The organism is Niallia sp. MER 6 (genome assembly GCF_023714395.1).
In the GTDB taxonomy this organism is placed as follows: domain Bacteria; phylum Bacillota; class Bacilli; order Bacillales; family Cytobacillaceae; genus Niallia.
Map to the genome: position 1 here is coordinate 12,955 of NZ_JAMAUK010000003.1, position 25,700 is coordinate 38,654.

Here is a 25,700-nt window from a genome sequence, read left to right on the forward strand (position 1 = left end):
TACCTTTATAGGAGCAGGAAAATTTTATGCTCTTGTATTCTCATTACAGCGCCTTGTGATATAATTGTTTTACTTTACTATAAGAATTGTCCGATAATTTAAGTATATAAAATTCCTACTTTTGGATTAGGCGAAAAGTATCTGTTGTTTATATAGGACTGGATGTTGCTAACTTTAGTCTAGCACTAAGTCTTGTCATTATAAAATTAAATAGAAGACAGCGGCAATATCTTTGGATAAATTGGGAAAAATACAATGAATAGTTAGATGAATAGGTGATAATTAGATGGATATGCTTGACCACCAATCAATAGTAAAGCTAAAAAGTCGTTTCTTTGATCTCTTTGATATAGAAAGTAAAAGCTTTAATTACGAAATAATTCTGCGAGAAATGCTTTATATTATTAAAAATTTTTTGCATGCTGCAGAAGTGACTTACTATAGTGCTAATGAGTGGAACGATGAATGGGCTGTGGAGGCGTCAACAAACCCAACAGTTGCAGCATCCATCCTTCCGTATACAGTAGATATAAAAAACAGGCTGCTGACAAGAGCAGTCAGCAAAAAGCCAATTGGTATTGATGAATTAGAAGAGTATGATTTGTTAATTCCTTTAAAAAATAAAGATGGCTTTTATAATTTTTTTGTTGTGAGATTAAATGAATCCGAACAAAGCAAATCACTTGGTGATGACTGTCTGTATAAGCTGATAAGTGAAGAATTTAGTTACTATATAATAAAGGTTCAAAATTTACTGGAAGTGGTTGCAGAGGAGAAAAGATATAAAAAACTCTTCAAGGTAACCGAAAAATTCCACTCCTCCATGAATACAGAAGGGGTTTTGCGGGCGATTATCAATACTTTAAAGGATATCTATCCATCGCTCGGCTATTATCTGTTATTGTCTCATGATAATAACACACATGGAGATCTGCTCATTAAGGATTTGGAATATGACAGCTCAAACCTTGCTGCGATGGAAGCCTACGTAACTGGTGAGATCCAGTTTGAGTATCTTCAAGAGGGCAGAAATTCGATACTATATGCTCCTTTGAAAGGAAAGCAAGGGGTATACGGTGTTTTGCAAGTAATTGCTGAAAACTCGGTTAAGTTCCCTAAAAAAGAAGTAGAGTTCATTTCTCTGCTTGCTAATACTGCGGGTGGTGCACTTGAAAACGCACAGCTGTATCAGCAGTCGAAAAAACTGGTGTCTGATCTTCAGCTTATTAATGAAGCGTCCCATCGGTTAAACGCTAATCTAAGGCTTAATGAAATGATGACATATATGTCGAATCGAATATCAACAAGCTTTGAGGCTGAAGAGGTAGGATTTATTTTATTTTCCGCTGAATCAAATACAGTGACTGTCTTAAACGGAAGCACGGACTTTTTCTGCTCAAAAGCTGCTGAAAGTTATATCCAGTATTTTAAAGAAAAGATTAAACAAGAAAAAGACTCTTTGTTTTTAGGAGATTTCAGTATGCCTGCCGAAGAGGATGCTGTTTTCAAATCGATTATGGCAGTGCCGATGATGCAAACAGGCATTTTAAAAGGTTTTTCTATCGTGATGCATCAAAAGCCGTATCATTTTTCATTTGATACTTTTAAGCTGCTGCAATCACTTATCCATCATTCTACATTAGCACTGACTAATTCTATGCTTAGAGAAGAGCTAGAAAAGATGGTCGTCACAGATCATCTAACAAAACTTTATTCCAGAAGCTTCTTAGATGAAAAGCTAGAAAGGTCCCTTGTAGAGGATGCAGAAGGTACATTCATTCTCATTGATATTGATAACTTTAAAGCAGTTAATGATACGTATGGACATCAAGTCGGTGACGAAATTATTATTCAGGTTGCTAATATCATCTTAGAAAACATTCGAGCGACAGATATTGGAGCAAGATGGGGCGGTGAGGAGCTCGCAATCTACTTGCCAAGAGTTCCGCTCCAAGTAGGGGTTGCTATTGCAGAAAGACTTGTGGAAAAAGTCAGGAAAAGCTCTGCCCCGCCTGTGACTATTTCCTGCGGGGTCTCCTATTGGATGAGACATAAGAAGGAGAATTACCATGCACTCTTTAAGCGTGCAGACAAAGCGCTGTATATTGCTAAGGAAACAGGGAAGGACCGAGTCATCGTCCAGGACGCATTCTTGCAAAAATAATGCTTGCTTCAAAAAGAAAACACCCCGAAACGTTTGAACTGCGCCCCAATTGTTAGACACATCTAACAATGGGAGGCGCAGTTTTTTATGGCAAAATATACATCAGAGGAAAAATTACAAGCAGCACTACGGTACTTAGAAGGCAAAGAAAGCTCACATGAAATTGCTAAAACTATTGGAACAGACCATAAAGCAATTCTTAAATGGGCGAAACAATATGAGTATAACGGTGTAGAAGCTTTTATTAAACGGTATACAAATTATTCAGCACAGTTTAAACTAGACGTACTAAATTACATGATTGAACATGGTACGTCCTTTATCGAAACTGCGGCTATATTTAATATAGCTACTCCATCTACACTTCGAAGTTGGAACAAACAACTTGAAACAAAAGGATTCGATGCCCTTCAATCAAAGAAAAAGGGGCGTCCATCCATGAAAAAAGAAACGAATAAACAACCAAAACAAACACCAGTAGAAGGGTCAACAGAAGCACTTCAAGCACGTATTAAGCAACTTGAAATGGAAAACGAGTATTTAAAAAAGTTGAATGCCTTAGTTCAAGCCAAGGAAACATCACCAAAAAAGACAAAGTAAAGGTCATCTATGAATTAAGGCATAAATACTCGGTGAAGGCATTTGCCAAATTTGCACAGATTCCACGTAGTACGTACTATGACTTAGTGAAGAAATTAGATCGACCCGATCTAGATGCCGAGTTAAAAACCGAGATTCAAGCGATTTACAACGAACATGAGGGTCGTTATGGGTACCGACGAATTCGTGATGAACTCGCAAATCGTGGGCGAAAAGTGAATCATAAAAAAGTTCAACGCATCATGAAAACCCTTGGTTTAAAGTGCATAGTCAGAATGAAAAAGTATAAATCATATAAAGGGACAGTCGGTAAAATCGCACCTAATATTTTAGACCGCAAGTTTACAGTTGAAGTCCCTAATACGAAGTGGGTAACCGATATTTCAGAGCTTAAATTATTTGGTGAAAAGCTCTATTTATCACCTGTTTTAGACTTATTTAATGGGGAAATAATTACATACACAATTGGTCATAGACCCACGTATTCCCTTGTTTCAGAAATGTTGGAGAAAGCATTAGAAAAGTTACCAGAGGAACACCAATTACTGATGCATTCCGATCAAGGTTGGCATTATCAAATGAAACAATATCGTCACGCACTTGCATCAAGAGGCATTGTGCAAAGTATGTCTCGTAAAGGAAACTGTTACGACAACTCAGTTATGGAGAATTTCTTTGGAATTCTTAAATCGGAATTCCTCTACTTAAAGGAATTTGAAAGTATGGAACATTTTAAATTGGAACTTGAAAATTACATAACGTATTACAACACAAAACGCATGAAGGCAAAATTAAAAATGAGTCCGATACAATACCGAACTCATTTTATACAAGCTGCCTGACGAAATAACCGTGTCTAACTTTTAGGGGTCACTTCACGTTTCGGGGTGTTTTTCGTATGAACTAGAACAAATTAATTTACAAAATCCATTAGGGCAGAAACAAATAATTCTAAATACTTCTTGTCTGTTTCATCAAAGCGGGATTTTTCAGGTGAATCAATATCGAGAACACCTAATAATGTGCCGTCTTCTTTCACCAATGGCACGACAATTTCTGATTGGGAAGCAGCATCACAAGCAATATGTCCCGGGAATTGATGAACATCTTCCACTAATACTGTCTCCTTCTTCTCGGCAGAAGTTCCGCAAACACCTCTTCCGAAAGGAATACGAACACATGCAGGCAAACCTTGGAACGGGCCGAGTACAAGCTCCTTATTATCCTCTGTTAAATAAAAGCCTACCCAATTGACACGATCCAAAAATTGATTCAAAAGAGCAGCTGCATTTGATAAGTTTGCAATTGTATTTGATTCGCCTTCAAGAAGAGCTTTCAGCTGTTTAATTACCAATTCGTATTGCTGTTCTCGATTGCCTTTGTATGTTTCGACGTTAAACAAGCAAATCACCTAACTTTCCTTCTATTATTCTCATTATTTTAGCAGATTAGAGCGAATATGAAAAAGTTTTGTCGACTTTCTTTTAAAGGATTGGCCAATATAATCAAGAAATTTATATAGAGGCTATTCTTCTATCATTTATGCTGCACAAAAATAATTATTATTCAAACATATATTACTTTGAATAGCAAGAGAAAAGAGGCGATATGGGTGAAAAGAAATTCAAAGGAAGCAATAGTCGAATCTGCGATTACATTATTCAACAGAAAAGGCTACAATGGTACATCTATCAGAGACATCGCAGGCCATGCCAATGTAAATATTGCAAATATTTCCTACTACTTTAATGGTAAGAATGGTTTGCTTGAGTATTGCTTCACTAATTATTTTGAGAATTATATGGCTGTCCTGGAGGAGGTTTGCCGCCATAATTATAGCAGCATGTCGGAAAAGCTGAAAACAGTCGTAAAAGAAATCATTGAATTTCAATGGAAGAATTTACAGTTAACAAGGTTCGTACTCCGAGAAGTATCTATTGATTCCCAAGTTGTCAGGGAAATATTGTCTACTTATTATGTAAAGGAACGCTATTATTTATCAAGCATTTTGGAAAGTGGCATAGAAAAAAAGGAATTTAAAAAACAATCTGTTCCATACAGCATCATTCAGTTAAAAAGCTTCCTTTCTATGCCTTTTCTAAATGCATCGTATATTCAAGAGGTTCTTCATATTTATTTAAATGAACCATATTTCATCAAAAAATACCTAGAGGAAATCGATAAATGGATTGATGAAGTAATTTGCTTTCCGCAGCGCTTAGCCGTTCCCAATTAATAGATGTTGCCCTTGTCCTAAATCCTTGGCTTGGTGGGCATCTGATCCATATATAAGCGGGATTTGCAGACGCACTGCTTCCTCTATCGCCCAAATGGGAGGGTATGTCTCCTCGCATAATGGCTTAAATAATCCTGCTGCATTATAATCCAGCTCAAGCTCCTTTTGTTTCACAAGATGAAGTATTTCCTTTATAGCAAGTGAAAAATCCTGAACCGGAGGGAATTGCTTTTGAAACTTATGGACAAGCGTCATATGTCCGATTCTTTTCGGTTTAAATGGACCTAAATCAGCTAATATCGATTTAGAGAGTGTTTGGAAATAGCATTCATAGATACAATCAACATGTCCATATTTCTCAATCATACTAGCAAATATTTCGGGGCTGTAATCAAGGCAATCATATTTTCCGTGTGGATTTTTTAAAAAATGCACACTCAATACACTGTCATCTAAAAATTTCCCCCACTCTAGCAAGAACTCCATCGTTCCATTCTCATAGCCTTCAATATAATCAATCTCTAGACCAAGATTAATGATCAGTTCCCTGCTGAATTCCGCCTTTACTTCTAAGACATCTTCGACATAAGAAGGCAGCTGCTCCATTGTCATGCTGCTGTCTTTTGTCGGGGCTGCATCCTCAAACCCCTTCGGTAACGGGGCATGTTCCGTGAACGTTATCTCTTTAAATCCTAGGTCTATAGCTCTTTTTATGTATTCTTTTAATCCGTCCTTTGTCCCATGCGGACAATATGGTGTATGAATATGACCATCTCTTTTGTACATGACTCTCACCCTTTCCCAGTATGGCTATATTTATTATACCTTTATTGTTCCGATATACAGGAATGCTTTTTTTAAAAATATTCTATAAATGCTTAAAAACAGACGGAAATCGGACTGAATTTCACTAGGGAGTAGTGCCGGCAAGATACGGGGAGAACTATTGTTTGCCTTACGTAAATTCACATAAAGAAAAACTGTCTTGGAAAATAACAATTTTCTTTAAAAAAAAAATAAAATATTAGTCAAAAATTGTCGTTTACATGGTATCATAAATACAAATATATAACCTTTACATATAAAAGTATGTTGAAATAAATTTGGTCGGTGTATGAACAGGGGGCTTCAAATGAACTACATAATCGGAGGAGTAGGCATTTTAATCTGCCTATTTGCAGCAGGATATTTTATTAGAAGAAAATATTATGGAACAGTGGATGAGCTGGAAAGCTGGAAAATCGATATAATGAATCGGCCTGTGTTGAATGAGCTTTCGAAAGTGAAAAAGCTTAATATGATTGGGCAAACGGAGGAACTCTTTGAAAAATGGAGAGCTGATTGGGATGGTATCGTGACAGATCAGTTGCCGGAACTCGAAGAGCTTTTGTTTGATACAGAAGAGTCGATTGATAAATATAAGTTCAGAAAAGCAAAAGAGCTTCAGAAAAAAATCCGCGTTAAATTGGAGAGCATGGAGAGCAGCATCGAAACAATGCTTGAGGAGCTTAATAATTTAATTGGAAGCGAAGAAAAGAACAGAACTGAAATTGATGCTTTAAAGGAATCCTATCGAGAAAGCAAAAAGACATTGCTAGCACATAGGCACTCTTTCGGAGAAACAGAAAGCAAAATAGAAGAAATGCTGCAGGAAACTACTGTAAAGCTAAAAGAGTATGAAGAAAAAACGAATAATGGCGATTATTTGGAAGCAAGGGAAATTATTCATGCAATCGAAAAGCTCACTGGCGATATTCGCTACTTGATTGATAATGTGCCTCCGTTGCTTATTGAGTGCCAAACGAAGCTTCCTGAACAGCTGAATGATTTAAAAGATGGATATGCAGATATGCTGGAACAAGGCTTCATTCTTGAACATATCCAGCTTGAAACAGAAGTGAAGGAAATTGAAGTGGAACTGGAAGAAAGCAACAAGCTGCTTGTAGAAGGAAAGATAGAGCAGGTGCAAAATGTTATTGCAGAAGTACAGGAAAAACTGGATCTTCTGTATGACTTGCTTGAAAAAGAAGTAATTGCAAGAAACTACTGGAACAAAAACTTAGATCCTGCTAAGGCAATCCTTGAAGAAATCAGGGAAGGGAACTCTCGCCTTCAAGTAGAGGTATCCTTGCTGCAGAGAAGCTATAATTTGAATGATGAAGATTTAGAGCTGCAGTTCAAACTCGAGAAACGTCTGAAGCTATTATACAAGCAATATGAGGTGCTTGAGCATAAGCTGTTGACAGAGTCTGCGGCACATACGATTTTAAGTGAGGAACTAAAGGTTCTTAAAGAGCAGCTTGAGAGTGCTTCAAAGGAACAGGAGGACCTCTTTGACAAGCTTCATGCCTTAAGAAAAGATGAAGTAGCTGCACATGAAAAAATGACAGAGCTCACAAAGCAAATGACAAATGCTCTTCGGATGGTTGCGAACAGTAATTTGCCTGGTGTTACAGCAGAATACAATGAGCTTGCAGAAGAGACAAAGGAAGCTATGGCTAAGCTTAAAACCGTATTGCAGGAGGCGCCACTTGATTTGCCGACGGTTCAAAGCATGGTTGAAAATGCAGAGCATGTTACACATGCGCTGGTGAATGCTACGGAAGAATTGGTTGAGACGGTTCTGTTGGCTGAGAAGGTCATCCAATATGGTAATAGATACCGCCGTAAATATCCAAAGGCTGAAAAGTCGCTTGCAGAAGCGGAAATGCTTTTCCGTAAGTATCGTTATAAGGAAGCATTAGAGCAAGCAGCTGCGGCGGTTGAGGAAATTGAACCTGGCAGTATGAAGCGAATGGAAGCTTTGATTGGCGATTTAAGGGAAAAGCAAATGAAATAGAAAAAAGAAGATAGCCCGAGCAAGGCTATCTTTTTTTTGCAGTGCAATTCAAACTATCTTTTTGTTTTTAACGCATAGCTCTATTATATTTTCAAATAATGTTTACTATGATACCATAAAGTGCTGGAGTTCTTAGTTAGGAGGGGCTTATGATATATTTGGATAATAGTGCGACAACAAAGCCGTTTCCGGAAGTGATTGAATCCTATACAGCAGTTGCAGCAAACTATTTTGGAAATCCTTCTTCTTTGCATCGAATAGGGATGGAAGCAGAGAAGCTTTTGATACAAGCAAGGGCTCAAATTGCCGCGTTGCTAGATGTTAAGGAAAGCGAGATTTATTTTACTTCTGGCGGTACAGAAGGAAACAATATGGCACTAAAAGGGATTTCTCGAAGGTTTAAGTCAAGAGGTCAACATATTATCACAACAAGCATAGAGCATGATTCGATAATGAAGGTAATGGAACAGCTGGAGCAAGACGGTTTCTCCGTAACATACCTTCCTGTTAACGAGGATGGGATTGTATCTGTTGAGGATATTAAAAAACATATACAGAGTGATACAATACTTGTTTCTATCATGCATGTTAATAATGAAACAGGCGCAATCCAACCGATTGAAGCAATCGGAAAGTTATTGAACGAATATCCTAAGATATATTTTCATGTAGATGGTGTTCAGGCAATAGGAAAAACGCCTCTTTCATTAAGAGATTATCATATAGATTTATATACAATGTCCGCACATAAATTTCATGGACTAAAAGGCAATGGTATCCTGTTTGCAAAGGACGGAATTAATATTTCTCCATTGCTTGCCGGCGGAGGACAGGAGCGCAATGTAAGAAGCGGAACGGAAAATGTGGCAGGTGCAGTAGCAACAGCGAAAGCTTTAAGAATGCAGCTTGATAACTACAAAAATCAGTTTGGGAAAATGCTTGAACAGAACAAGTTCATCCGTGATCAGTTAGAAAGCATGGATAATGTTGTTGTCCACTCCCCGGTTAACAGTGTTCCGCATATTATTAATTTCTCAGCAAGTGGTATCAAAGCAGAGGTATTGATTCACGCCCTCGAGGAAAAAGGTATTTTTCTGTCGACTACTAGTGCGTGTTCATCAAAGACAAACACAGTCAGCAAAACATTATTGGCTATGGGAGTACCGGAAAATATCGCAGAAAGTTCTTTTCGAATCAGCTTGGCTTATGATAATGAGTTAAAAGATATTCGGGAAGCAATGTCTGTATTAAAGGAAACTATCAACTGGCTAAGAGGAGTAATGAACAGATGAAGTATGATCGTATATTAATTCGGTATGGAGAGCTTTCTACTAAAGGAAAAAACAGAAAAAAATTCGTTGATAAATTAAGACATTCCATTGCAGATGCTTTAAGCAGTTTTCCTAACATCAAAATTGACGGACAGCGTGACCGTATGTATGTCATTTTAAATGGGACGGAAGCAGAAGCTGTCGTTCATTCATTAAGGAACATCTTTGGAATTCAGTCATTCAGCCCTGCTATTAAGGTCGACCGAGATTTAGACTTGCTGAAAGACACAGCATTAGAGCTTGTATCTTCAATCTATAAGGATGGAAATACGTTTAAAGTGAGTGCGCGAAGATCTGATAAGACCTTCTCCTTGGACACAAATGAACTGAACCATTTTTTTGGTTCTCATATTTTGAAAAATATTCCTGGTATAAAAGTAGATGTCAAAAATCCCGATATTACACTGCAGGTCGAAGTGAGAAGTGAGGCAGTGTATTTGTCGAGTGAAAACTTTGCTGGTGCTGGTGGACTGCCTTCTGGTGCGAGCGGAAAAGCAGTTCTTATGCTATCAGGCGGGTTAGACAGTCCTGTTGCAGGCTACTTGTCTATGAAGAGAGGGCTTGAACTTGAGGGGGTTCACTTCTTTAGTCCTCCATTCACTAGTGAAAGAGCTAAGCAAAAGGTTGTCGATATTGGCAATGTGCTTGCTTCCATGAATGGGCGGTTTGTCCTTCACATTGTACCTTTTACAGAGATACAGCAGTTAATTCATAAACAAATACCAGAAAACTATACAATGACTGCGACAAGAAGGCTAATGCTGCGAATCACAGATGAAATCAGAAGAAGGCAAGAAGCATTAGCAATCATTACAGGGGAAAGTCTCGGTCAAGTTGCCAGCCAGACCCTTGAAAGCATGTATGCGATAAATGCAGTTACAAATACACCGATTATCAGACCATTGGTCGCATCTGATAAAGGAGATATTGTCGACATTGCTAAGTCTATTGGAACATATGACATCTCCATCAGACCTTATGAGGATTGTTGTACAGTATTTGTTCCTGCTTCCCCAAAAACAAAACCGAAAAAAGAGAAGGTGGAGTTTTATGAGAGTTTTGTGGACTTTGAGCCAATGATTAAGGAAGCTGTCGACAAAGTAGAAACAATTATACTAACTGGCAAACAGGAAGAAAACAGTCTGTTAGACAGCTTGTTTTAACAGAAAGTAACCTATTTGCTAGTAGTGGTAATAATGTGAACAATTACCAATTAGAAAAAATGAATGAAGTCCATGTGTATTACACATTCTATTATCAACAAGGAGGTGATACACATGGCAAACAACAACAGCAGCAATAACTTAGTAGTACCTGGTGCAGACCAAGCTCTACAACAAATGAAATATGAAATCGCTTCAGAATTTGGCGTTAACTTAGGTGCAGAAACAACTGCTCGCGCTAACGGTTCTGTTGGTGGTGAAATCACTAAACGTCTAGTTCAAATGGCTGAACAACAACTTGGTGGCGGATACCAACAATAATAAAATAATATGGCGATAGAGATGAGGCCTTTGCCTCATCTCTTTTTGCTTATAAATCACTTATTATCTCCTTAGCGAAAATGAAATATTTTAAAAATGAAAGAGTTAGTAGTATAATGACATAAGTATTTTTAAACCTAATCACTAGGGGGAAATGAAATGGGTCGGGAAGAATTATTGGCTCCGGAAATGTATAACTTCGTTTCCGAGATTGAAAAGTTTGCGCAAAACAAAGAAAGGCTTGCATTGCGCTGGCAAAATGAAAGCGGAGATAAGCAAGAAATTACATACAGCCAACTTATGCAGCAGGCAAATAAGATGGGCAATGTTTTTAAGGAAGCGGGCCTTGTAAAAGGTGATGTTGTATTGGTCATTGTACCAAGACTGATTGAAGCGTACCAAGTATACATAGCTGCACTGAAATTAGGGCTTACAATCCTTCCAAGCTCAGAAATGCTTCGGGCGAAGGATCTGCAATACAGGATTACACACGGTGAAGTGAAAGCTGTCATCAGCTATTATCCATTTTTGGACGAGCTTAACAAAGTAGAAGAGCTCAACAGCCTGAAACGATTTGTTATCGGCAAAGAAGCAGATGGATGGAGATATTTAGATGAAGCAGCAGCAGACGCTTCTGATGAGTTGGAGTTAACGATAACAAAAAAATCAGATACAGCATTTATTTCGTATACGTCTGGAACTACAGGTAATCCAAAAGGTGTTGTACATACACATGGCTGGGCATATGCTCACCTTCGTACAGCTGCGCCAAACTGGCTGTGTATTGAAAGTGGCGACTTAGTTTGGGCTACAGCTGGACCTGGCTGGCAGAAATGGGTTTGGAGTCCGCTTCTTTCCGTATTAGGATCAGGTGCAGTCGGATTTGTTTACCACGGCAAGTTCGATCCTCGCAAATATTTACAGCTGCTCGAAGACTATGAAATCAATGTATTATGCTGTACTCCTACAGAGTATCGCCTGATGGCTAAAGTAGAAGATATCGGTTCATTCAAGCTTCCTAGCTTACGAAGTGCAGTTTCAGCAGGAGAGCCGCTGAACAGAGAAGTAATCGATGTATTCAAAGCTCATTTCAATCTTGATGTACGAGATGGATATGGCCAAACAGAAAATACGCTGCTGTTAGGCATTACAAAAGGAGTTCCACTTCGTCCAGGTTCGATGGGCAAACCAACACCTGGAAATATTGTTGAAGTTGTCGACGAAAATGGTAAACCATGTGCAGTGGGAGAAGTTGGCGATATTGCTGTCCATAAAGACACACCTGCTTTATTTAAAGAGTACTTTAAAGAGCCGGAGCGGACTAGACAGCAGTTCAGAGGCGAATACTATATTACTGGCGACAGAGCGAAAAAGGATGCAGACGGTTATTTCTGGTTTGAAGGCAGAAGTGATGATATCATCATAAGCTCTGGCTATACAATCGGGCCATTTGAAGTCGAAGATGCACTAGTTAAACATACTGCAGTAAAAGAGTGTGCTGTTGTCGCAAGTCCAGACCCTATCAGAGGAAATGTCGTAAAAGCATTTATTGTGCTTCGTGATGGTATCGAAGGGACAGATGAGTTAGTGAAGGAATTGCAGACACATGTTAAGACTATGACTGCGCCTTATAAATATCCGCGTAAGATTGAATTTATCAATGAGCTTCCTAAAACAGCTTCTGGTAAAACAAGAAGAGTGGAACTAAGGGATAATGAACAGAAAAACAATGGATAACCGAAATTTCGGTTTATGAAATACCCTATAAGCAAAGAAGGAATAAGCAGCATGTATGCAAAATATATACATAGCTGCTTATTTGTTTAGGAGGAAAAGAATGGGTACTTTATTTTATGGTGGAACAATATACACAATGAAGCAAGAGGGCGAAATGATAGAGGCTGTATATACAGAAGGACAGCTTATAGTCGATTATGGCGATAAACAGACGCTTGAAAAAAAATATAGAAGCAACATAACGGATCAGGTCCATTTAAAAGGTGCTGCCATGTTGCCGGGCTTTGTGGACAGTCATATGCATCTTATTGGACATGGGGAAAGACTGCTTCGTCTAGACCTGTCCGCATGTATTTCAAAAGAAGCTGCATTGCAGCTTATAAAGAAAGCAGGAAAGAAGGCAACAGCAGGTGAATGGATTTTAGGGGGAGGCTGGAATGAGAATATTTGGGATGACAAATCTCCACTCACTAAAGAAGAACTTGATAAAGCAATCCCGAATAATCCAGTTGTTTTGGACAGAATCTGCAAACACGCCATTGCAGTGAATTCAAAGGCATTACAATTAGCAAACGTGACAAATAAGACAGAAGAGCCCTTTGGCGGAGTAATAGAAAGAGATGAAACAGGTGCCATTACTGGGGTATTGAAGGATAAAGCGCAGGAGCTTATTACTAAGGTCATACCTGAGAAAAGTCATGAATATGTTAAAAATGCATTACGTGAAGGCATCAAGGATGCTTACAGACTTGGTTTGACAGGTGCTCATACAGAAGATTTATTTTATTATCACGGTTTTGAGGGAACTCAAACAGCCTTCAAGGAAGTGATAGAAGAAGAGGGGCATCTGTTTAGGGCACATTTGCTTGTACATCATCGTGTTTTTGATGAGATGGTGAAGTCCGGAAATACTTATCAATCTGGGGGAGATTGGGTAGAATTTGGCGCCATGAAAATATTTGCAGATGGCGCATTTGGCGGGAGGACAGCATTTTTAAGCAGACCTTATGCTGATGATCCGTCCACACAAGGTGTCAGCATCTTTACAATGGAGCAGTTAGAGGAGCTAATCAAGAAGGCAAGAGAAAATAATATGCCTGTAGCAGTGCATGCTATTGGGGATGCCGCTTTTGATATGGTTTTACAAATGATTGAGAAGCATCCGTTAAAGGGATACGGCAGAGACAGACTCATTCATGCAACCATGCTGCGTGAAGACTTAATCAACCGTATGAAAGGCCTTCCCCTTATACTAGATATTCAGCCTAGCTTTGTTACATCAGATTTTCCATGGGTGTATGACCGACTTGGCAAGGATAATATGAAATATTGTTATGCATGGAAAACATTGCTCAAAAGCGGACTTCATTGTGCAGGCGGTTCTGATGCACCAATTGAATCCGCTGACCCTCTTGCAGGTATTTATGCTGCCGTGACGAGAACGAATACAGAAGATCTAAGCGGAGCAGGCTATATGCCGGAACAAGCATTATCTGTATATGAAGCAGTAAGCTTGTATACAAAGGGCAGCGCCTATGCTATTTGCCATGAAAAAGACAGAGGCGTAATTGAAAAAGGATACCTTGCAGATTTCACGGTGCTTGATCAAGATTTATTTACAATAGAGCCTAAAGATATCCAGAAAGTACAAGTTGTACAAACTATTATTGCAAGTGAAACTGTATATCAAAAAGAAGAGAGAGATTAAGGAATACTTAATCTCTTTTTCTTTTTTGGAAAATTTCGGGTTGTGCATTATCTGGAATAGAATTATAATATGAAATATTTCGAAAATAGAAAGAAGAGATAAAGATGAAGGATAACCAAATGAAAACGGGAGTGCTGTATGCTGCCATCGCTTACTTAATCTGGGGGTTATTTCCGATTTATTGGAAGAATCTGCAAGGGGTAGGAGCAGACGAAATTCTCGCAAATCGAGTGTTATGGTCTTTTGTATTTATGGTATTGCTAATAACAGTAACAAAGAAATGGAAAAAACTGATTGGAGTGCTTTCCAGTTTCAAAACTAATAAAAAACAAGGCTTGATGCTATTTGTTGCTTCTTTGTTAGTTAGCTGCAATTGGTTTATCTATATTTGGGCAGTTAATGCAGACCAAATTATTGAAACTAGTCTTGGCTATTATATTAATCCTTTAGTCAGCGTATTGCTTGGCATGATTGTGCTGAAGGAAAAATTGACAAAAACACAGTATGTTTCTGTCGGTTTAGCAGCCATTGGAGTAATAATTTTAACCTTTTCCCATGGAAGCTTTCCATGGATAGCTTTGTCCCTTGCATTCACGTTTGGATTATATGGTTTGGCCAAGAAGCTTATTTCAATTGATTCAAGTATAGGGCTCACATTAGAAACATTGTTTATAACACCAATTGCATTAATGTATATTGCTTATTTATTTGTTAAGGGAGACCATGCTTTTCTGGCAGTTTCACCACAATTGGATTTGTTAGTCATTCTTTCTGGTGTGTTAACAGCAGTTCCGCTCCTATTTTTTGCTAAAGGTGCTCAACGAATACCACTATCCATGCTGGGATTCATCCAATATATGACACCAACTTTGACTCTTATTTTAGGTGTATTTGTTTATGATGAACCATTTACAACAACCCATTTATTATCCTTCCTGTTTATTTGGGCTGCATTATCGATTTATTCTTTATCAAAGACAAAGCTGTTTTCTCATGCAAGCAGTGCAAAAGGCAAAAAAAGCGCAGAAATTTAAGAAGGCATATAGAGTCTCTTGCTAGTTAAGAATGAACTTATTCTTATAAGCAGACTATAAAACAGAAGAATCTTGAAACATTTATTATAGTCATTCGTAGAAAGTAAGGAGAAGGAGGGATACATAAGCAATGAATAAAAAAAGATGGGCGGCACTTGGAATCGCTGGATTCATTTTTGTGTTTTCAATAATCACAAGCTTTGTGTCGACAGCGTTAACTACTGATTTCAGCAGTGTTTTTTCCGATTTAATGGCAAGCAGTGAAGAGGAATTTGCAGAAACTACGTTGGAGAGTGGAGATGAGTTTAATAAAATAGCTGTGCTTGAAGTGGATGGGACGATTCAGGATACTGGAGATACACAATCAATCCTTTCATCTGCGGGATACAATCACAAAGCCTTTATGAAAAAGCTTGATAAAGTGAAGGATGATTCCGATGTTAAAGGGATAATTCTTAGGGTGAACTCCCCAGGCGGAGGAGTTGTCGAAAGTGCAGAAATCCATGACAAAATCGTCGAAATACAAGAAGAAACTAAAAAGCCTGTATATGTTTCAATGGGATCAATGGCGGCTTCGGGAGGGTATTATATCTCGGCACCTGCTGACAAAATCTACGCCAGCCAGGAAACGATGACAGGATCATTAGGTGTTATTATGTCAGGTTATAATTTCGAAGGACTTGCTGAGAAGTACGGGGTTGAATTTGTAACAATCAAAAGCGGTCCATATAAAGATATCATGAGTTCTACAAGAGAAATGACAGATGAAGAAAGAGATATTCTTCAGACGATGATTAACAATTCCTATGATGGATTTGTAAAGGTTATTTCAGAAGGCAGAGGCATAAAAGAGGATAAAGTCAGAGAGATTGCCGATGGCCGAATTTATGACGGCAGACAGGCGAAGGATTTGAATTTAATAGATGATTTTGGTTACTTGGATGATGTCATTGCTGCGATGAAAGCTGACTATAAGTGGAATGATGCAATGGTTGTGAGCTATAGCGATTCAGGAAGCTTGGCTTCCATGTTTGGCATGTCAGCAAAAAGTTTGCTTAGCGGAGAAGAGCGTGAGTTGGCCAATATTCTTACAATCGCAACTAATGCAAATTCACCGCGGCTTATGTACTTGTATGCAGAATAGGGGGTCGGATAAATGGATATGGATATAACAAACACAGGAACCGATCAACTCACTGGACATGCTGAAGAACAGGCAAGTACGAAAAATGATTTACATCATTATGCTGGTTTTTGGATGCGGTTTTGGGCGTATATTGCTGATATCATTATCATTACTAGCATACACCGGATTATAATTTATCCTATATTTCGCTTAATGGACTTGTCTACGGAAAACACGGGCCTGTTTTCTGCCGTAAATATTCTGACAGCATTCGTTTTCTACCTGTATTTTGTATTGATGACAAAGTATTTTAAGCAGACGTTAGGAAAAATGATTTTCGGTTTGAAGGTAATTCCCTTGAAGAAAGATCAATTAACGTGGGACACCGTTATTTTCCGGGAGTGGATAGGCAGATTTATATCTGCAAGTATTTTTATTCTCTATCTTCTAGTCGCATTTCTGCCAAAGAAACAAGGCTTGCATGATTTATTTGCAGATACTGCTGTTGTACACGAAAGACGCTAGCATATAAGTTCAAGAGAAACCTGCCTTTATGGCAGGTTTATTTTTTTATTCATTAGCAAATAATAGTAAGGCTGAAAGGATGTGCACAGTGTGAGAGTTATATTCATCATCGGCATCATTATTCTATGCCTTCTTCTTTTGTTTTTACTGCTTTTATTGATGAAAATTACTGTAAGGATACGATATTACCATGCAAAAGACAATGATGATCTTTCTATTGAAATTAGAGTGTTTTTTGGTCTGATAAGAATCAAGAAGAAATTCCCGCTGATTAAAGTAGATGATAACTCTCCTTCTCTTGTTGTTAAAGAAGAAACAAAAGTGAAGGTTGGAGAGGATGGACCTGAACAGAAAGGTGATAAGAAGACAAACCAATTTACAGGCGACGATTTACTTAATACCTTTTCCAACACAAAGGAACTGCTTCAGCATGTTGTAGGCTTTCACCGCATTTTCCGCTATTTACTGTCAAAAGTCCGCATAAAGGATATCGAATGGAGCTCCATTATCGGACTGGGAGATGCTGCCCATACAGGGGCGATAGCAGGAGCTGTTTGGGCGGTTAAAGGTGCGATTATCGGTATCATCAGCAATTATATGAAAATGCAAAATATGCCTCATATACATATATATCCGCAATTCCAGCGCAATGCTTCAGAAACTTTATTTAAGTGTATGATTCGATTTCGCTTAGGGCATGCTATGATTGCAGGAATTAAACTAGTGAAATATTGGAAGGGCGGTATGCCTCATTTAAAAGCAAATAATGAAGCGCCGGCCATCCAAAAATAATAATGAATAACGAAAATGGAGGAATAAACATGTCTGATCATCCAATACAAGGCTTAATGACAACTGCAATGGAAAACTTAAAGGAAATGATCGATGTCAATACGATTATCGGAGACCCTGTTGAAACTCCGGACGGCAGTGTAATCCTTACTGTTTCAAAGGTTGGTTTCGGGTTTGCAGCAGGTGGAAGTGAATTTACTCTTGAAGATCATTCTTTGCATGACAATGGTGTAAGCAAACACCCATTTGGCGGCGGAAGCGGCGGCGGAGTTTCTATTACGCCAATAGCATTCTTAATTGTTAATGGCCAAGGAGTAAAAATGGTTCACCTTGACGAAAGCACACACCTATATGAAAAACTATTGGATTTTGCTCCGCAAGCTGTTGATAAAATTCAGCAAATGTTCTCTAAAAACGGAGACAGCCAGTCAGGTTCCGGACAGCAGCAGCAATCTTCCAGCCAAACTGCCAGCAAGAAGGAAGATATTGAATTTTAATAATAGATAATAGGTCTGAAACCACATTTTAAGGCAGTCTTTTTTAGCCTGTGGAATCAGACTATTATTTTTTTAGCAGACATTTTCTTTGCAAATAGACCCGTGTATCGCTATGATAAACACATATACATATTTAAAATTACGGGAAGGGTGACTTTAATGCCTGCAGTAACATTCAAAAACAACCCCGTCACATTAATTGGCAATGAGGTAAAGGTTGGAGACAAGGCTCCTGACTTTAAAGTGTTGGCAAACGACATGACGGAAATTACGCTGGATAGCTCTAAAGGAAAGGTACGCTTATTCAGTGTCATCCCATCCATTGACACGGGTGTATGTGATGCTCAAACGAGACGCTTTAATGAAGAGGCTGCAAAACTTGATAATGTAGAAGTAATTACAGTAAGTGCAGACCTTCCCTTCGCTCAAAGAAGATGGTGTGCTGCTGCCGGATTGGAAAATGTCATTACTGTATCAGACCATAAAGATCTTTTCTTCGGCAAAGCGTACGGTGTAGTAATGGAAGAGCTGCGTTTGCTTGCACGAGCTACTTTTGTTGTGGATTCAAACGACGTTGTTACATATGCCGAATATGTGGAAGAGGCGAGTAATCATCCGAATTATGATGCAGCTATAGAAGCAGTAAAGGCTGCAAAATAATAAGTGATTTGTGAGTAATCGGGAATAACGCAGAAAGTCTCGAAAGAGTTTCGAGGCTTTTTCTGTGCGGGATTAGTAAAAATTAACTTAACATATAGGAAAGATAGGTGAGAGGCATGAAAATAAGTCCTGTCGAACAATTATTTACTATTTTTAATGAAACAGCTACAGTGCTTCAAGAAGAACTGCACTGTACCTATTTAGAAGCGTTAGCTGAAACGGGAGAAAATATCTTCCAGGAAGCAATCTTGCAGGAAGAAATTAGCGAGATTGCAAAGAAAAGACTTGCTAAAAGCTATGAGACCATTTCGCTTTCAGCATTCAGCAAAGAGGATATCCGTAAAAGCTTTCAGTTGGCAATCTTAAAAGGCATGAAAGAAAACACACAGCCTAATCACCAGATGACACCAGATTCAATTGGAATGTTTATTGGTTATCTTGTGCAAAAGTTCTATACAGAAAAAGAACTGCGTCTACTAGACTTGGCTGTAGGCACAGGCAATTTGTTAACATCTGTCATTAACCAACAAGGTGACAAGCAAGCAGAGGCGATTGGGGTAGACATCGATGATTTACTTCTTCAGCTTGCGTATGTCAATGCGAATCTTCAGGAACAGCCAATAGAGTTCTTTAATCAGGACAGTCTTGAGAAATTGTTCATCGATCCAGTGGACATTGTTATAAGTGATCTGCCAGTAGGATACTATCCAAATGATGTTGGTGCAAGTGAGTATGAGCTTAAGGCAGACAGCGGTCATTCTTATGCCCATCATCTTTTTATCGAACAGTCCATCAATCATTTAAAACCTGGTGGATTTGGATTTTTTATGGTTCCAAATGGATTATTTGAAAGTGAACAGGCACCTAAACTTCATGCTTATTTAAAGGATGCCGTTCATATTCAAGCAATCATGCAGCTTCCATTGACATTATTTAAAAATAAACAGGCAGGAAAAAGCATTTTGATATTGCAGAAAAAAGGAGATACTATAAAGGCACCGAAACAAGTGCTCCTTGCAAGCATTCCAAGCTTCTCTAATATGCAGGCAATGGAAAAAATACTCGGCCAGGTTGAACAATGGCTGACAGAAAACAAGCAGTAAAAAACAGACCGTAACGCCAAAAGTACACGTATACCTGTTCTATAAAAAAACAGCATTTGTACTAATACAGTCTGACACTATTATATAAAAGTTTTTCCTTGTTTTTTGGACAAATTCACGAAAATAACAAAAAAACAAGAAAAAAACAAAGAACTGTATCAATATAACTTGAAATGTTTGTGACACAATGTTTAAATGAGAAATTGAGAGATATTTGTCCAGTAAGGTTATTATATGAAGCTGTTCAATGTCAGATTAGCACAATAAAATGTTGTTATATAAAAGGGGAGTAAAATACTTTATGGCAAAAATTATTGCGATCAACGCAGGAAGTTCTTCACTTAAGTTCCAGCTGTTTGAAATGCCAAGTGAGGACGTAATCACAAAAGGTCTTATTGAACGAATCGGTTTAAATGAGGCAGTATTCAATATTTCCGTTAATGGTGAAAAAATCAAAGAAGTGACAGACATTCCTGATCACGAGGTAGCAGTTACTATTCTTTTGAATAAGTTGACAGAACTTGGAATCATTAAGTCATTAGATGAAATTGAAGGTATCGGACACCGCGTTGTACATGGTGGAGAAGAGTTTGCTGATTCTGCTTTAATTACAGATGAAGTTATGGAGAAGATCGACAAGCTGTCTGAATTGGCTCCACTGCACAATCCAGCTAACTTGACTGGAATCCGTGCATTCCAAAACGTTCTTCCAGATGTGCCGGCTGTTGCTGTATTTGATACTGCTTTCCACCAAACAATGCCTGAAAGCTCTTATCTATACAGTCTTCCTTATGAATACTATGAAAAATACGGTATTCGTAAGTACGGTTTCCATGGAACAAGCCATAAATATGTTTCACAACGCGCTGCAGAAATGCTAGGCCGTCCAATTGACCAGCTTCGTTTGATTTCTTGTCACTTAGGTAACGGAGCAAGTATCGCTGCAATCGAAGGCGGTAAATCAATTGATACTTCTATGGGCTTCACACCGCTTGCTGGTGTAACAATGGGGACTCGTTCAGGTAACATCGACCCTGCCTTGATTCCATATATCATGGAAAAAACAGACCAATCTGCAGATGAAGTACTGCAAGTATTGAACAAAAAAAGCGGATTGCTAGGAATTTCCGGATTCTCAAGTGACCTTCGTGATATTACAGAACAAGCTCAATCTGGAAATGACCGTGCTGAATTGGCATTGACAGTATTTGCTGAGCATATTCATAAATATATTGGTTCTTACGCTTCTGGCATGAACGGTGTAGATGCAATCATCTTCACAGCTGGTATCGGTGAAAACAGTGAAGTTGTTCGTGCACGAGTGTTGAAAGGCCTTGAATTTATGGGAGTTTATTGGGATCAATCACTAAATAAAATTTCTGGTGAGGAATCATTTATTAACTATCCTCACTCACCAGTAAAAGTTATGGTAATCCCAACAAATGAAGAAGTTATGATTGCACGCGACGTTGCAAGAATTGCAAGTGTGTAAGCTGTATTAAAAGGGAAAGACAATCTTTTGTAATTGCAAAAGATTGTCTTTTTTTATGTATGGATACAATGCTAGTGCCTGGCCAAATGATATACTGTAAATACTAAAGGCTTTGGTAACTTGAAAGGAGCTGTATTATGCTGACATTTAGAGAAGAAGAAGTACTTAAGGAGCTATCTGAGTGGGAGAGAGAACTGCTTTCATATGAAAAGAATGATATGGTGAGTTTATATGAAAAGTATGTGAAAAAAAGCATGTCATATATAGAAGAAAGCAAGTGGCAGGATATTTATGCAGTTATTGATAATTCTTTATTTCATGCATATACGATGCTTTTAAGTTCCAGCCTTCACGAAAATGCAAATGAGCGAATGCTGTCAACCGCTAGAATATTTAATGAGAATATTACGGAAATAACGGATATGAAGTCTTTAACAATTGATCAACTCCACTTTATTGGGCAGCAGCAAATGGCGAAACACCGTTTGTATGCCTGTTTTCAAGGCAGTATTACAGGAACTGGCGGTGTTGCAGCGGCAGCTTCTGACTTTTTGGGACTGATGGCAATCAATATAAGATTTTGTCAGCAAATATCTTCCTTGTTTGGTTCACCAGGCAACACTCCTACTGAAATAATGACTGCATTAAAGGTTCTTCATGGTGCATGCCTGCCAAAAAGACTTCAAGGCAAGGCTTGGGCAGAATTAATGGAAGAGCTGGGACGACCGAACAATTATTTTTATGAAGGATCAGAAAACGTTGCAAGTTCGGAAGTGGCAGAGGTCATGTTGCAGCAGACAATGAAAATGTTTTTTATTTTTCTATTTGGTAAAAAGACATATAAGAAAATGCCTTTTGTCAGCATGTTTATCGGTGCGGGGGCCAATTATCAGTATACGAAAAAGATAACAGAATTTATTTATAAGTTTTACCAGCGCCGGTATCTGTATGAAAAGCTGCAAAGTTAAGCAGAAAATAAAGGAGAGGAAGCAGGTTTGAGCATAAATACTCATAATAATAAGAATTATACTCATATTAAGTGCAAAGTAATTACAGTGAGTGATACAAGAACAGAGGCTGATGATAAAAGCGGAAAGACAATAATGGAATTGTTGGAAGCGGCAGGCCATTATACAGCTAATTATGTGATTGTCAAAGATGAAATAAAGGAAATTCAAACAGAACTATTGAAAAATACAGAAGCACAAGCAATTATTTTGAACGGGGGAACGGGGATTTCTCCAAGAGATGTCACAATTGAAGCAGTCGCACCATTGTTAACAAAGGAAATAAGCGGGTTTGGTGAGCTTTTTAGGATGCTTAGCTATACAGAGGATATTGGAGCAGCAGCTATGCTGTCAAGAGCAATTGCCGGGACGGTTGGCGAGCGTGCAGTCTTTGCAATGCCAGGTTCAACAGGAGCTGTAATGCTTGGAATGAAGAAACTTATACTTCCAGAGCTCAGCCATGTCATCAGTGAACTACATAAAAAATAAGGAACATTTGAATAAGATTTTGCATAAAAGGGAGGAGAGCCTCCTTTTTTTTACGGTTTTTTTTTATAACCGGCAATGAAAATACTGATGTGACAACAAATACTTTTAGACGTCCTGAGTGTATGTATAGAGGCATTATTATAAATATAAATATTTTTGTATTTTTATAGAATAAAAGCTTGAAATTCTCTTAAAAAGTTGCTAAAGTGTTTAGTATAGTTTTTGAATAAAAATATAAATAAATGAATAATTATTCGTATATATAGGAGGAAAACGCTCATGGCGAATCCAAAAGTTGTATTAGCATATTCAGGTGGTTTAGATACATCCGTAGCAATCAAATGGCTACAAGATCAAGGTTTTGATGTAGTTGCTTGCTGTCTTGATGTTGGAGAAGGTAAGGACTTGAAATTTATTCAAGAAAAGGCTCTAACAGTTGGAGCTGTTCAATCATATGTAATTGATGCAAAAGAAGAATTTGCACAGGATTTTGCTTTGATAGCGATGCAGGCACATACATTATATGAAGGAAAATATCCGCTAGTTTCTGCACTTTCAAGACCGTTAATTGCAAAAAAACTTGTTGAAGTGGCAGAAAAAGAAAATGCAGTAGCTGTTGCACACGGATGCACAGGAAAAGGAAATGACCAAGTGCGTTTTGAGGTTTCTATCCAAGCTCTTAACCCGAACTTAAAGGTGTTGGCGCCAGTGCGCGAATGGGGTTGGTCTCGTGAAGAAGAAATCGAATATGCGAAAGAGAAAAATATTCCGATTCCAATTAACTTAGACAGCCCATTCTCTATTGACCAAAACTTATGGGGACGCAGCAATGAGTGCGGAATTTTAGAAGATCCATGGGCGGCACCGCCGGAAGATGCATATGATTTAACAGTAAGTCTAGAAAATGCGCCTGATACGCCGGACATTATCGAAATAGACTTTAAAGAAGGTATTCCAGTCAGCATTGACGGCATTTCATACAAATTGTCTGATTTAATCCTTGAGCTGAATAAATTGGCAGGTAAGCATGGAGTAGGACGTATTGATCATGTAGAAAACCGCCTTGTTGGGATTAAATCACGTGAGGTTTATGAGTGCCCTGGTGCTATTACACTTATCCAAGCACATAAAGAGCTCGAAGACATTACGCTTGTAAAAGAAGTTGCTCACTTCAAGCCAGTTATCGAAAAGAAAATCACGGAAGTTATTTATGAAGGCTTATGGTTCTCTCCAATAACAAATGCTCTTCAGGCATTCCTGAAAGAAACGCAAAAGAATGTGACAGGAACTGTACGTGTTAAGCTATTTAAAGGTCATGCAATCGTTGAAGGAAGAAAATCTCCTAACTCCTTGTATGATGAAAAGCTGGCAACATACACTTCAGATGATGAATTCGATCATGCAGCTGCTGTTGGCTTCATTAAACTATGGGGGCTGCCAACAAAAGTGCAAAGCATTGTGGAAAACAGCAAGAAGGTGACAGTGTGAAGAAATTATGGGGAGGCAGATTTACAAAATCTGCAGAAGAATGGGTAGACGAATTCGGCGCATCCATCTCCTTTGATCAAGAGCTAGTCTTAGAAGACATTGACGGAAGCATTGCCCATGTGGCAATGCTTTCTGAAACAGGAATTCTAAGTGTAGAGGAAGCGGAAAAAATCAAAGCTGGATTGCTTCTATTAAAAGAAAAAGCAAACAAGGAAGAGCTTGAGTTCTCTGTTAAATTGGAAGATATCCATCTTAATCTTGAAAGCCAACTGACAGAACTGGTTGGTCCTGTTGGCGGCAAGCTTCATACTGGAAGAAGCCGTAATGATCAGGTTGCAACAGATATGCATTTGTATTTGCGCAAGCAAGTAAAGAATATCATTGCTCTTTTAGAGGAGCTTCAAGGTGCGTTGCTCGAAAAGGCGGAAGCCAACATCGAAACGATTATGCCTGGGTATACACATTTGCAAAGAGCACAGCCTATATCCTTTGCTCATCATCTGATGGCTTATTTTTGGATGTTTGAACGAGATAAAGCGAGATACAAGGAAAACTTGAACCGCATTAATGTCTCGCCGCTTGGTGCAGGAGCATTAGCAGGGACAACTTTCCCTATCGATCGTTACAGAACTGCTGAACTTTTGGATTTTGAAGGTATTTATGAGAATAGCATGGATGCTGTCAGCGACCGTGATTTTATCTTGGAGTTTTTATCTTCGAGCAGTATCTTAATGATGCATCTATCTAGATTCAGTGAGGAAATCATTCTTTGGTCAAGCCAGGAGTTTAAATTTATTGAACTGGATGACAGCTTCTCAACAGGAAGCAGCATCATGCCGCAGAAGAAAAATCCGGATATGGCAGAACTAATCAGAGGAAAAACAGGCAGAGTCTACGGTAATTTAATGGGATTGCTGACTGTCTTAAAGGGGCTTCCTCTTGCTTATAATAAAGACATGCAAGAAGACAAAGAAGGAATGTTTGATACTGTCAAAACAGTAGCAGGTTCTTTGAAGATTTTTGCTGGCATGGTTCAGACGATGAAGGTTCAGACAAATGCAATGGAGCAAGCAACAAAAAATGACTTTTCTAATGCAACAGAACTGGCCGACTATTTATCAGACAAAGGCATGCCGTTTAGAGAAGCACATGAGGTTGTAGGCAAATTAGTGCTGCACTGTGTGCAGAAACAATGCTTTTTGGCAGATTTGCCGCTGGATGAACTTCAAGCTGCAAGCCCGCTGTTTGAAGGAGATATTTACGAGGTGCTCAATCCAAGAACGGCTGTACAAAGAAGAAACAGTGCAGGCGGAACTGGATTCCAGCAAGTCGAACAAGCTATTAAAAAAGCAAAAACATGCCTTGATTCTTTTGCGAAGGCATAATTT

23 protein-coding genes are annotated in these 25,700 nt (G+C 38.5%); 21 read left to right on the forward strand and 2 right to left on the reverse strand.

Going from position 1 to position 25,700, the window contains the following annotated elements:
• The first annotated feature begins 286 nt into the window (after positions 1-286).
• Complete coding sequence (locus M3600_RS04760; RefSeq protein ID WP_233317716.1) at positions 287-2,164, forward strand: sensor domain-containing diguanylate cyclase; 1,878 nt, start codon at positions 287-289, stop codon at positions 2,162-2,164.
• A gap of 87 nt (positions 2,165-2,251) precedes the next feature.
• A protein-coding gene (locus M3600_RS04765; RefSeq protein WP_251644856.1) for an IS3 family transposase occupies positions 2,252-3,606 on the forward strand; the annotation gives its coding sequence in 2 pieces (ribosomal slippage) (positions 2,252-2,705 and positions 2,705-3,606; 1,356 coding nt in all).
• A gap of 71 nt (positions 3,607-3,677) precedes the next feature.
• Here the strand turns inward: M3600_RS04765 and M3600_RS04770 are convergent.
• The gene (locus M3600_RS04770) at positions 3,678-4,166 is read right to left on the reverse strand and encodes a GAF domain-containing protein (protein ID WP_233317398.1); all 489 of its coding nucleotides are present in this window, start codon (positions 4,164-4,166) and stop codon (positions 3,678-3,680) included.
• A 210-nt stretch (positions 4,167-4,376) separates the two neighbouring features.
• Here M3600_RS04770 and refZ point away from each other — a divergent pair, with 210 nt between their 5' ends.
• On the forward strand, positions 4,377-5,000 hold the full coding sequence (gene refZ, locus M3600_RS04775; RefSeq protein ID WP_237941804.1) for a forespore capture DNA-binding protein RefZ: 624 nt from the start codon (positions 4,377-4,379) through the stop codon (positions 4,998-5,000).
• On the opposite strand, the gene hisJ is transcribed toward refZ, so the two are convergent.
• A complete protein-coding gene (gene hisJ / locus M3600_RS04780) occupies positions 4,983-5,786 on the reverse strand; it encodes a histidinol-phosphatase HisJ (protein WP_233317400.1) in 804 nt (267 codons plus the stop codon). The genes refZ and hisJ overlap by 18 nt on opposite strands.
• 346 nt (positions 5,787-6,132) lie before the next feature.
• Between hisJ and ezrA the strand changes: the two genes are divergently transcribed.
• The 18 genes from ezrA (at position 6,133) to argH (ending at position 25,697) form a co-directional block, all read left to right on the forward strand.
• Complete coding sequence (gene ezrA / locus M3600_RS04785; protein WP_233317401.1) at positions 6,133-7,839, forward strand: septation ring formation regulator EzrA; 1,707 nt, start codon at positions 6,133-6,135, stop codon at positions 7,837-7,839.
• Between the two features lie 149 nt (positions 7,840-7,988).
• Entirely contained in the window at positions 7,989-9,131 is a 1,143-nt protein-coding gene (locus M3600_RS04790) for a cysteine desulfurase family protein (RefSeq protein WP_233317402.1), read from the forward strand.
• Positions 9,128-10,333 (forward strand): tRNA uracil 4-sulfurtransferase ThiI, encoded by a 1,206-nt coding sequence (gene thiI / locus M3600_RS04795; RefSeq protein ID WP_233317403.1) that lies wholly within the window; start codon positions 9,128-9,130, stop codon positions 10,331-10,333. The genes M3600_RS04790 and thiI overlap by 4 nt, the downstream gene beginning before the upstream one ends.
• A 114-nt stretch (positions 10,334-10,447) precedes the next feature.
• Positions 10,448-10,654, forward strand: a complete 207-nt coding sequence (locus M3600_RS04800; RefSeq protein ID WP_233317404.1) for an alpha/beta-type small acid-soluble spore protein — start codon at positions 10,448-10,450, stop codon at positions 10,652-10,654.
• A gap of 159 nt (positions 10,655-10,813) precedes the next feature.
• Positions 10,814-12,391 carry an acyl-CoA synthetase MbcS gene (gene mbcS, locus M3600_RS04805; RefSeq protein WP_233317405.1) on the forward strand — a complete coding sequence of 526 codons (1,578 nt, stop codon included), beginning with the start codon at positions 10,814-10,816 and terminating at the stop codon, positions 12,389-12,391.
• 100 nt (positions 12,392-12,491) lie between these two features.
• Positions 12,492-14,099, forward strand: a complete 1,608-nt coding sequence (locus M3600_RS04810; RefSeq protein ID WP_233317406.1) for an amidohydrolase — start codon at positions 12,492-12,494, stop codon at positions 14,097-14,099.
• A gap of 104 nt (positions 14,100-14,203) precedes the next feature.
• Positions 14,204-15,133: an EamA family transporter RarD gene (rarD, locus tag M3600_RS04815; protein WP_233317407.1), complete on the forward strand. Its 930-nt coding sequence runs from the start codon at positions 14,204-14,206 to the stop codon at positions 15,131-15,133.
• A gap of 130 nt (positions 15,134-15,263) precedes the next feature.
• Positions 15,264-16,277 (forward strand): signal peptide peptidase SppA, encoded by a 1,014-nt coding sequence (gene sppA, locus M3600_RS04820; protein WP_237941800.1) that lies wholly within the window; start codon positions 15,264-15,266, stop codon positions 16,275-16,277.
• 18 nt (positions 16,278-16,295) lie between these two features.
• The gene (locus M3600_RS04825) at positions 16,296-16,784 is read left to right on the forward strand and encodes an RDD family protein (RefSeq protein ID WP_233317559.1); all 489 of its coding nucleotides are present in this window, start codon (positions 16,296-16,298) and stop codon (positions 16,782-16,784) included.
• Between the two features lie 90 nt (positions 16,785-16,874).
• The gene (locus M3600_RS04830; RefSeq protein WP_233317409.1) at positions 16,875-17,576 is read left to right on the forward strand and encodes a DUF2953 domain-containing protein; all 702 of its coding nucleotides are present in this window, start codon (positions 16,875-16,877) and stop codon (positions 17,574-17,576) included.
• 29 nt (positions 17,577-17,605) lie between these two features.
• On the forward strand, positions 17,606-18,073 hold the full coding sequence (gene ytfJ / locus M3600_RS04835; protein ID WP_233317410.1) for a GerW family sporulation protein: 468 nt from the start codon (positions 17,606-17,608) through the stop codon (positions 18,071-18,073).
• Between the two features lie 159 nt (positions 18,074-18,232).
• Positions 18,233-18,733 (forward strand): thiol peroxidase, encoded by a 501-nt coding sequence (gene tpx, locus M3600_RS04840; RefSeq protein WP_251644857.1) that lies wholly within the window; start codon positions 18,233-18,235, stop codon positions 18,731-18,733.
• A gap of 116 nt (positions 18,734-18,849) precedes the next feature.
• A complete protein-coding gene (locus M3600_RS04845) occupies positions 18,850-19,836 on the forward strand; it encodes a class I SAM-dependent methyltransferase (protein ID WP_233317412.1) in 987 nt (328 codons plus the stop codon).
• Positions 19,837-20,137: 301 nt separating this feature from the next.
• Positions 20,138-21,328 carry an acetate kinase gene (locus M3600_RS04850; RefSeq protein ID WP_233317413.1) on the forward strand — a complete coding sequence of 397 codons (1,191 nt, stop codon included), beginning with the start codon at positions 20,138-20,140 and terminating at the stop codon, positions 21,326-21,328.
• A 137-nt stretch (positions 21,329-21,465) separates the two neighbouring features.
• Positions 21,466-22,296 (forward strand): EcsC family protein, encoded by an 831-nt coding sequence (locus M3600_RS04855; protein ID WP_251644858.1) that lies wholly within the window; start codon positions 21,466-21,468, stop codon positions 22,294-22,296.
• A 27-nt stretch (positions 22,297-22,323) separates the two neighbouring features.
• Positions 22,324-22,824: a MogA/MoaB family molybdenum cofactor biosynthesis protein gene (locus M3600_RS04860; protein WP_237941798.1), complete on the forward strand. Its 501-nt coding sequence runs from the start codon at positions 22,324-22,326 to the stop codon at positions 22,822-22,824.
• Between the two features lie 279 nt (positions 22,825-23,103).
• Positions 23,104-24,312 carry an argininosuccinate synthase gene (locus tag M3600_RS04865; RefSeq protein WP_233317416.1) on the forward strand — a complete coding sequence of 403 codons (1,209 nt, stop codon included), beginning with the start codon at positions 23,104-23,106 and terminating at the stop codon, positions 24,310-24,312.
• Complete coding sequence (gene argH, locus M3600_RS04870; protein ID WP_233317417.1) at positions 24,309-25,697, forward strand: argininosuccinate lyase; 1,389 nt, start codon at positions 24,309-24,311, stop codon at positions 25,695-25,697. The genes M3600_RS04865 and argH overlap by 4 nt, the downstream gene beginning before the upstream one ends.
• The last annotated feature ends 3 nt before the right edge of the window (positions 25,698-25,700 follow it).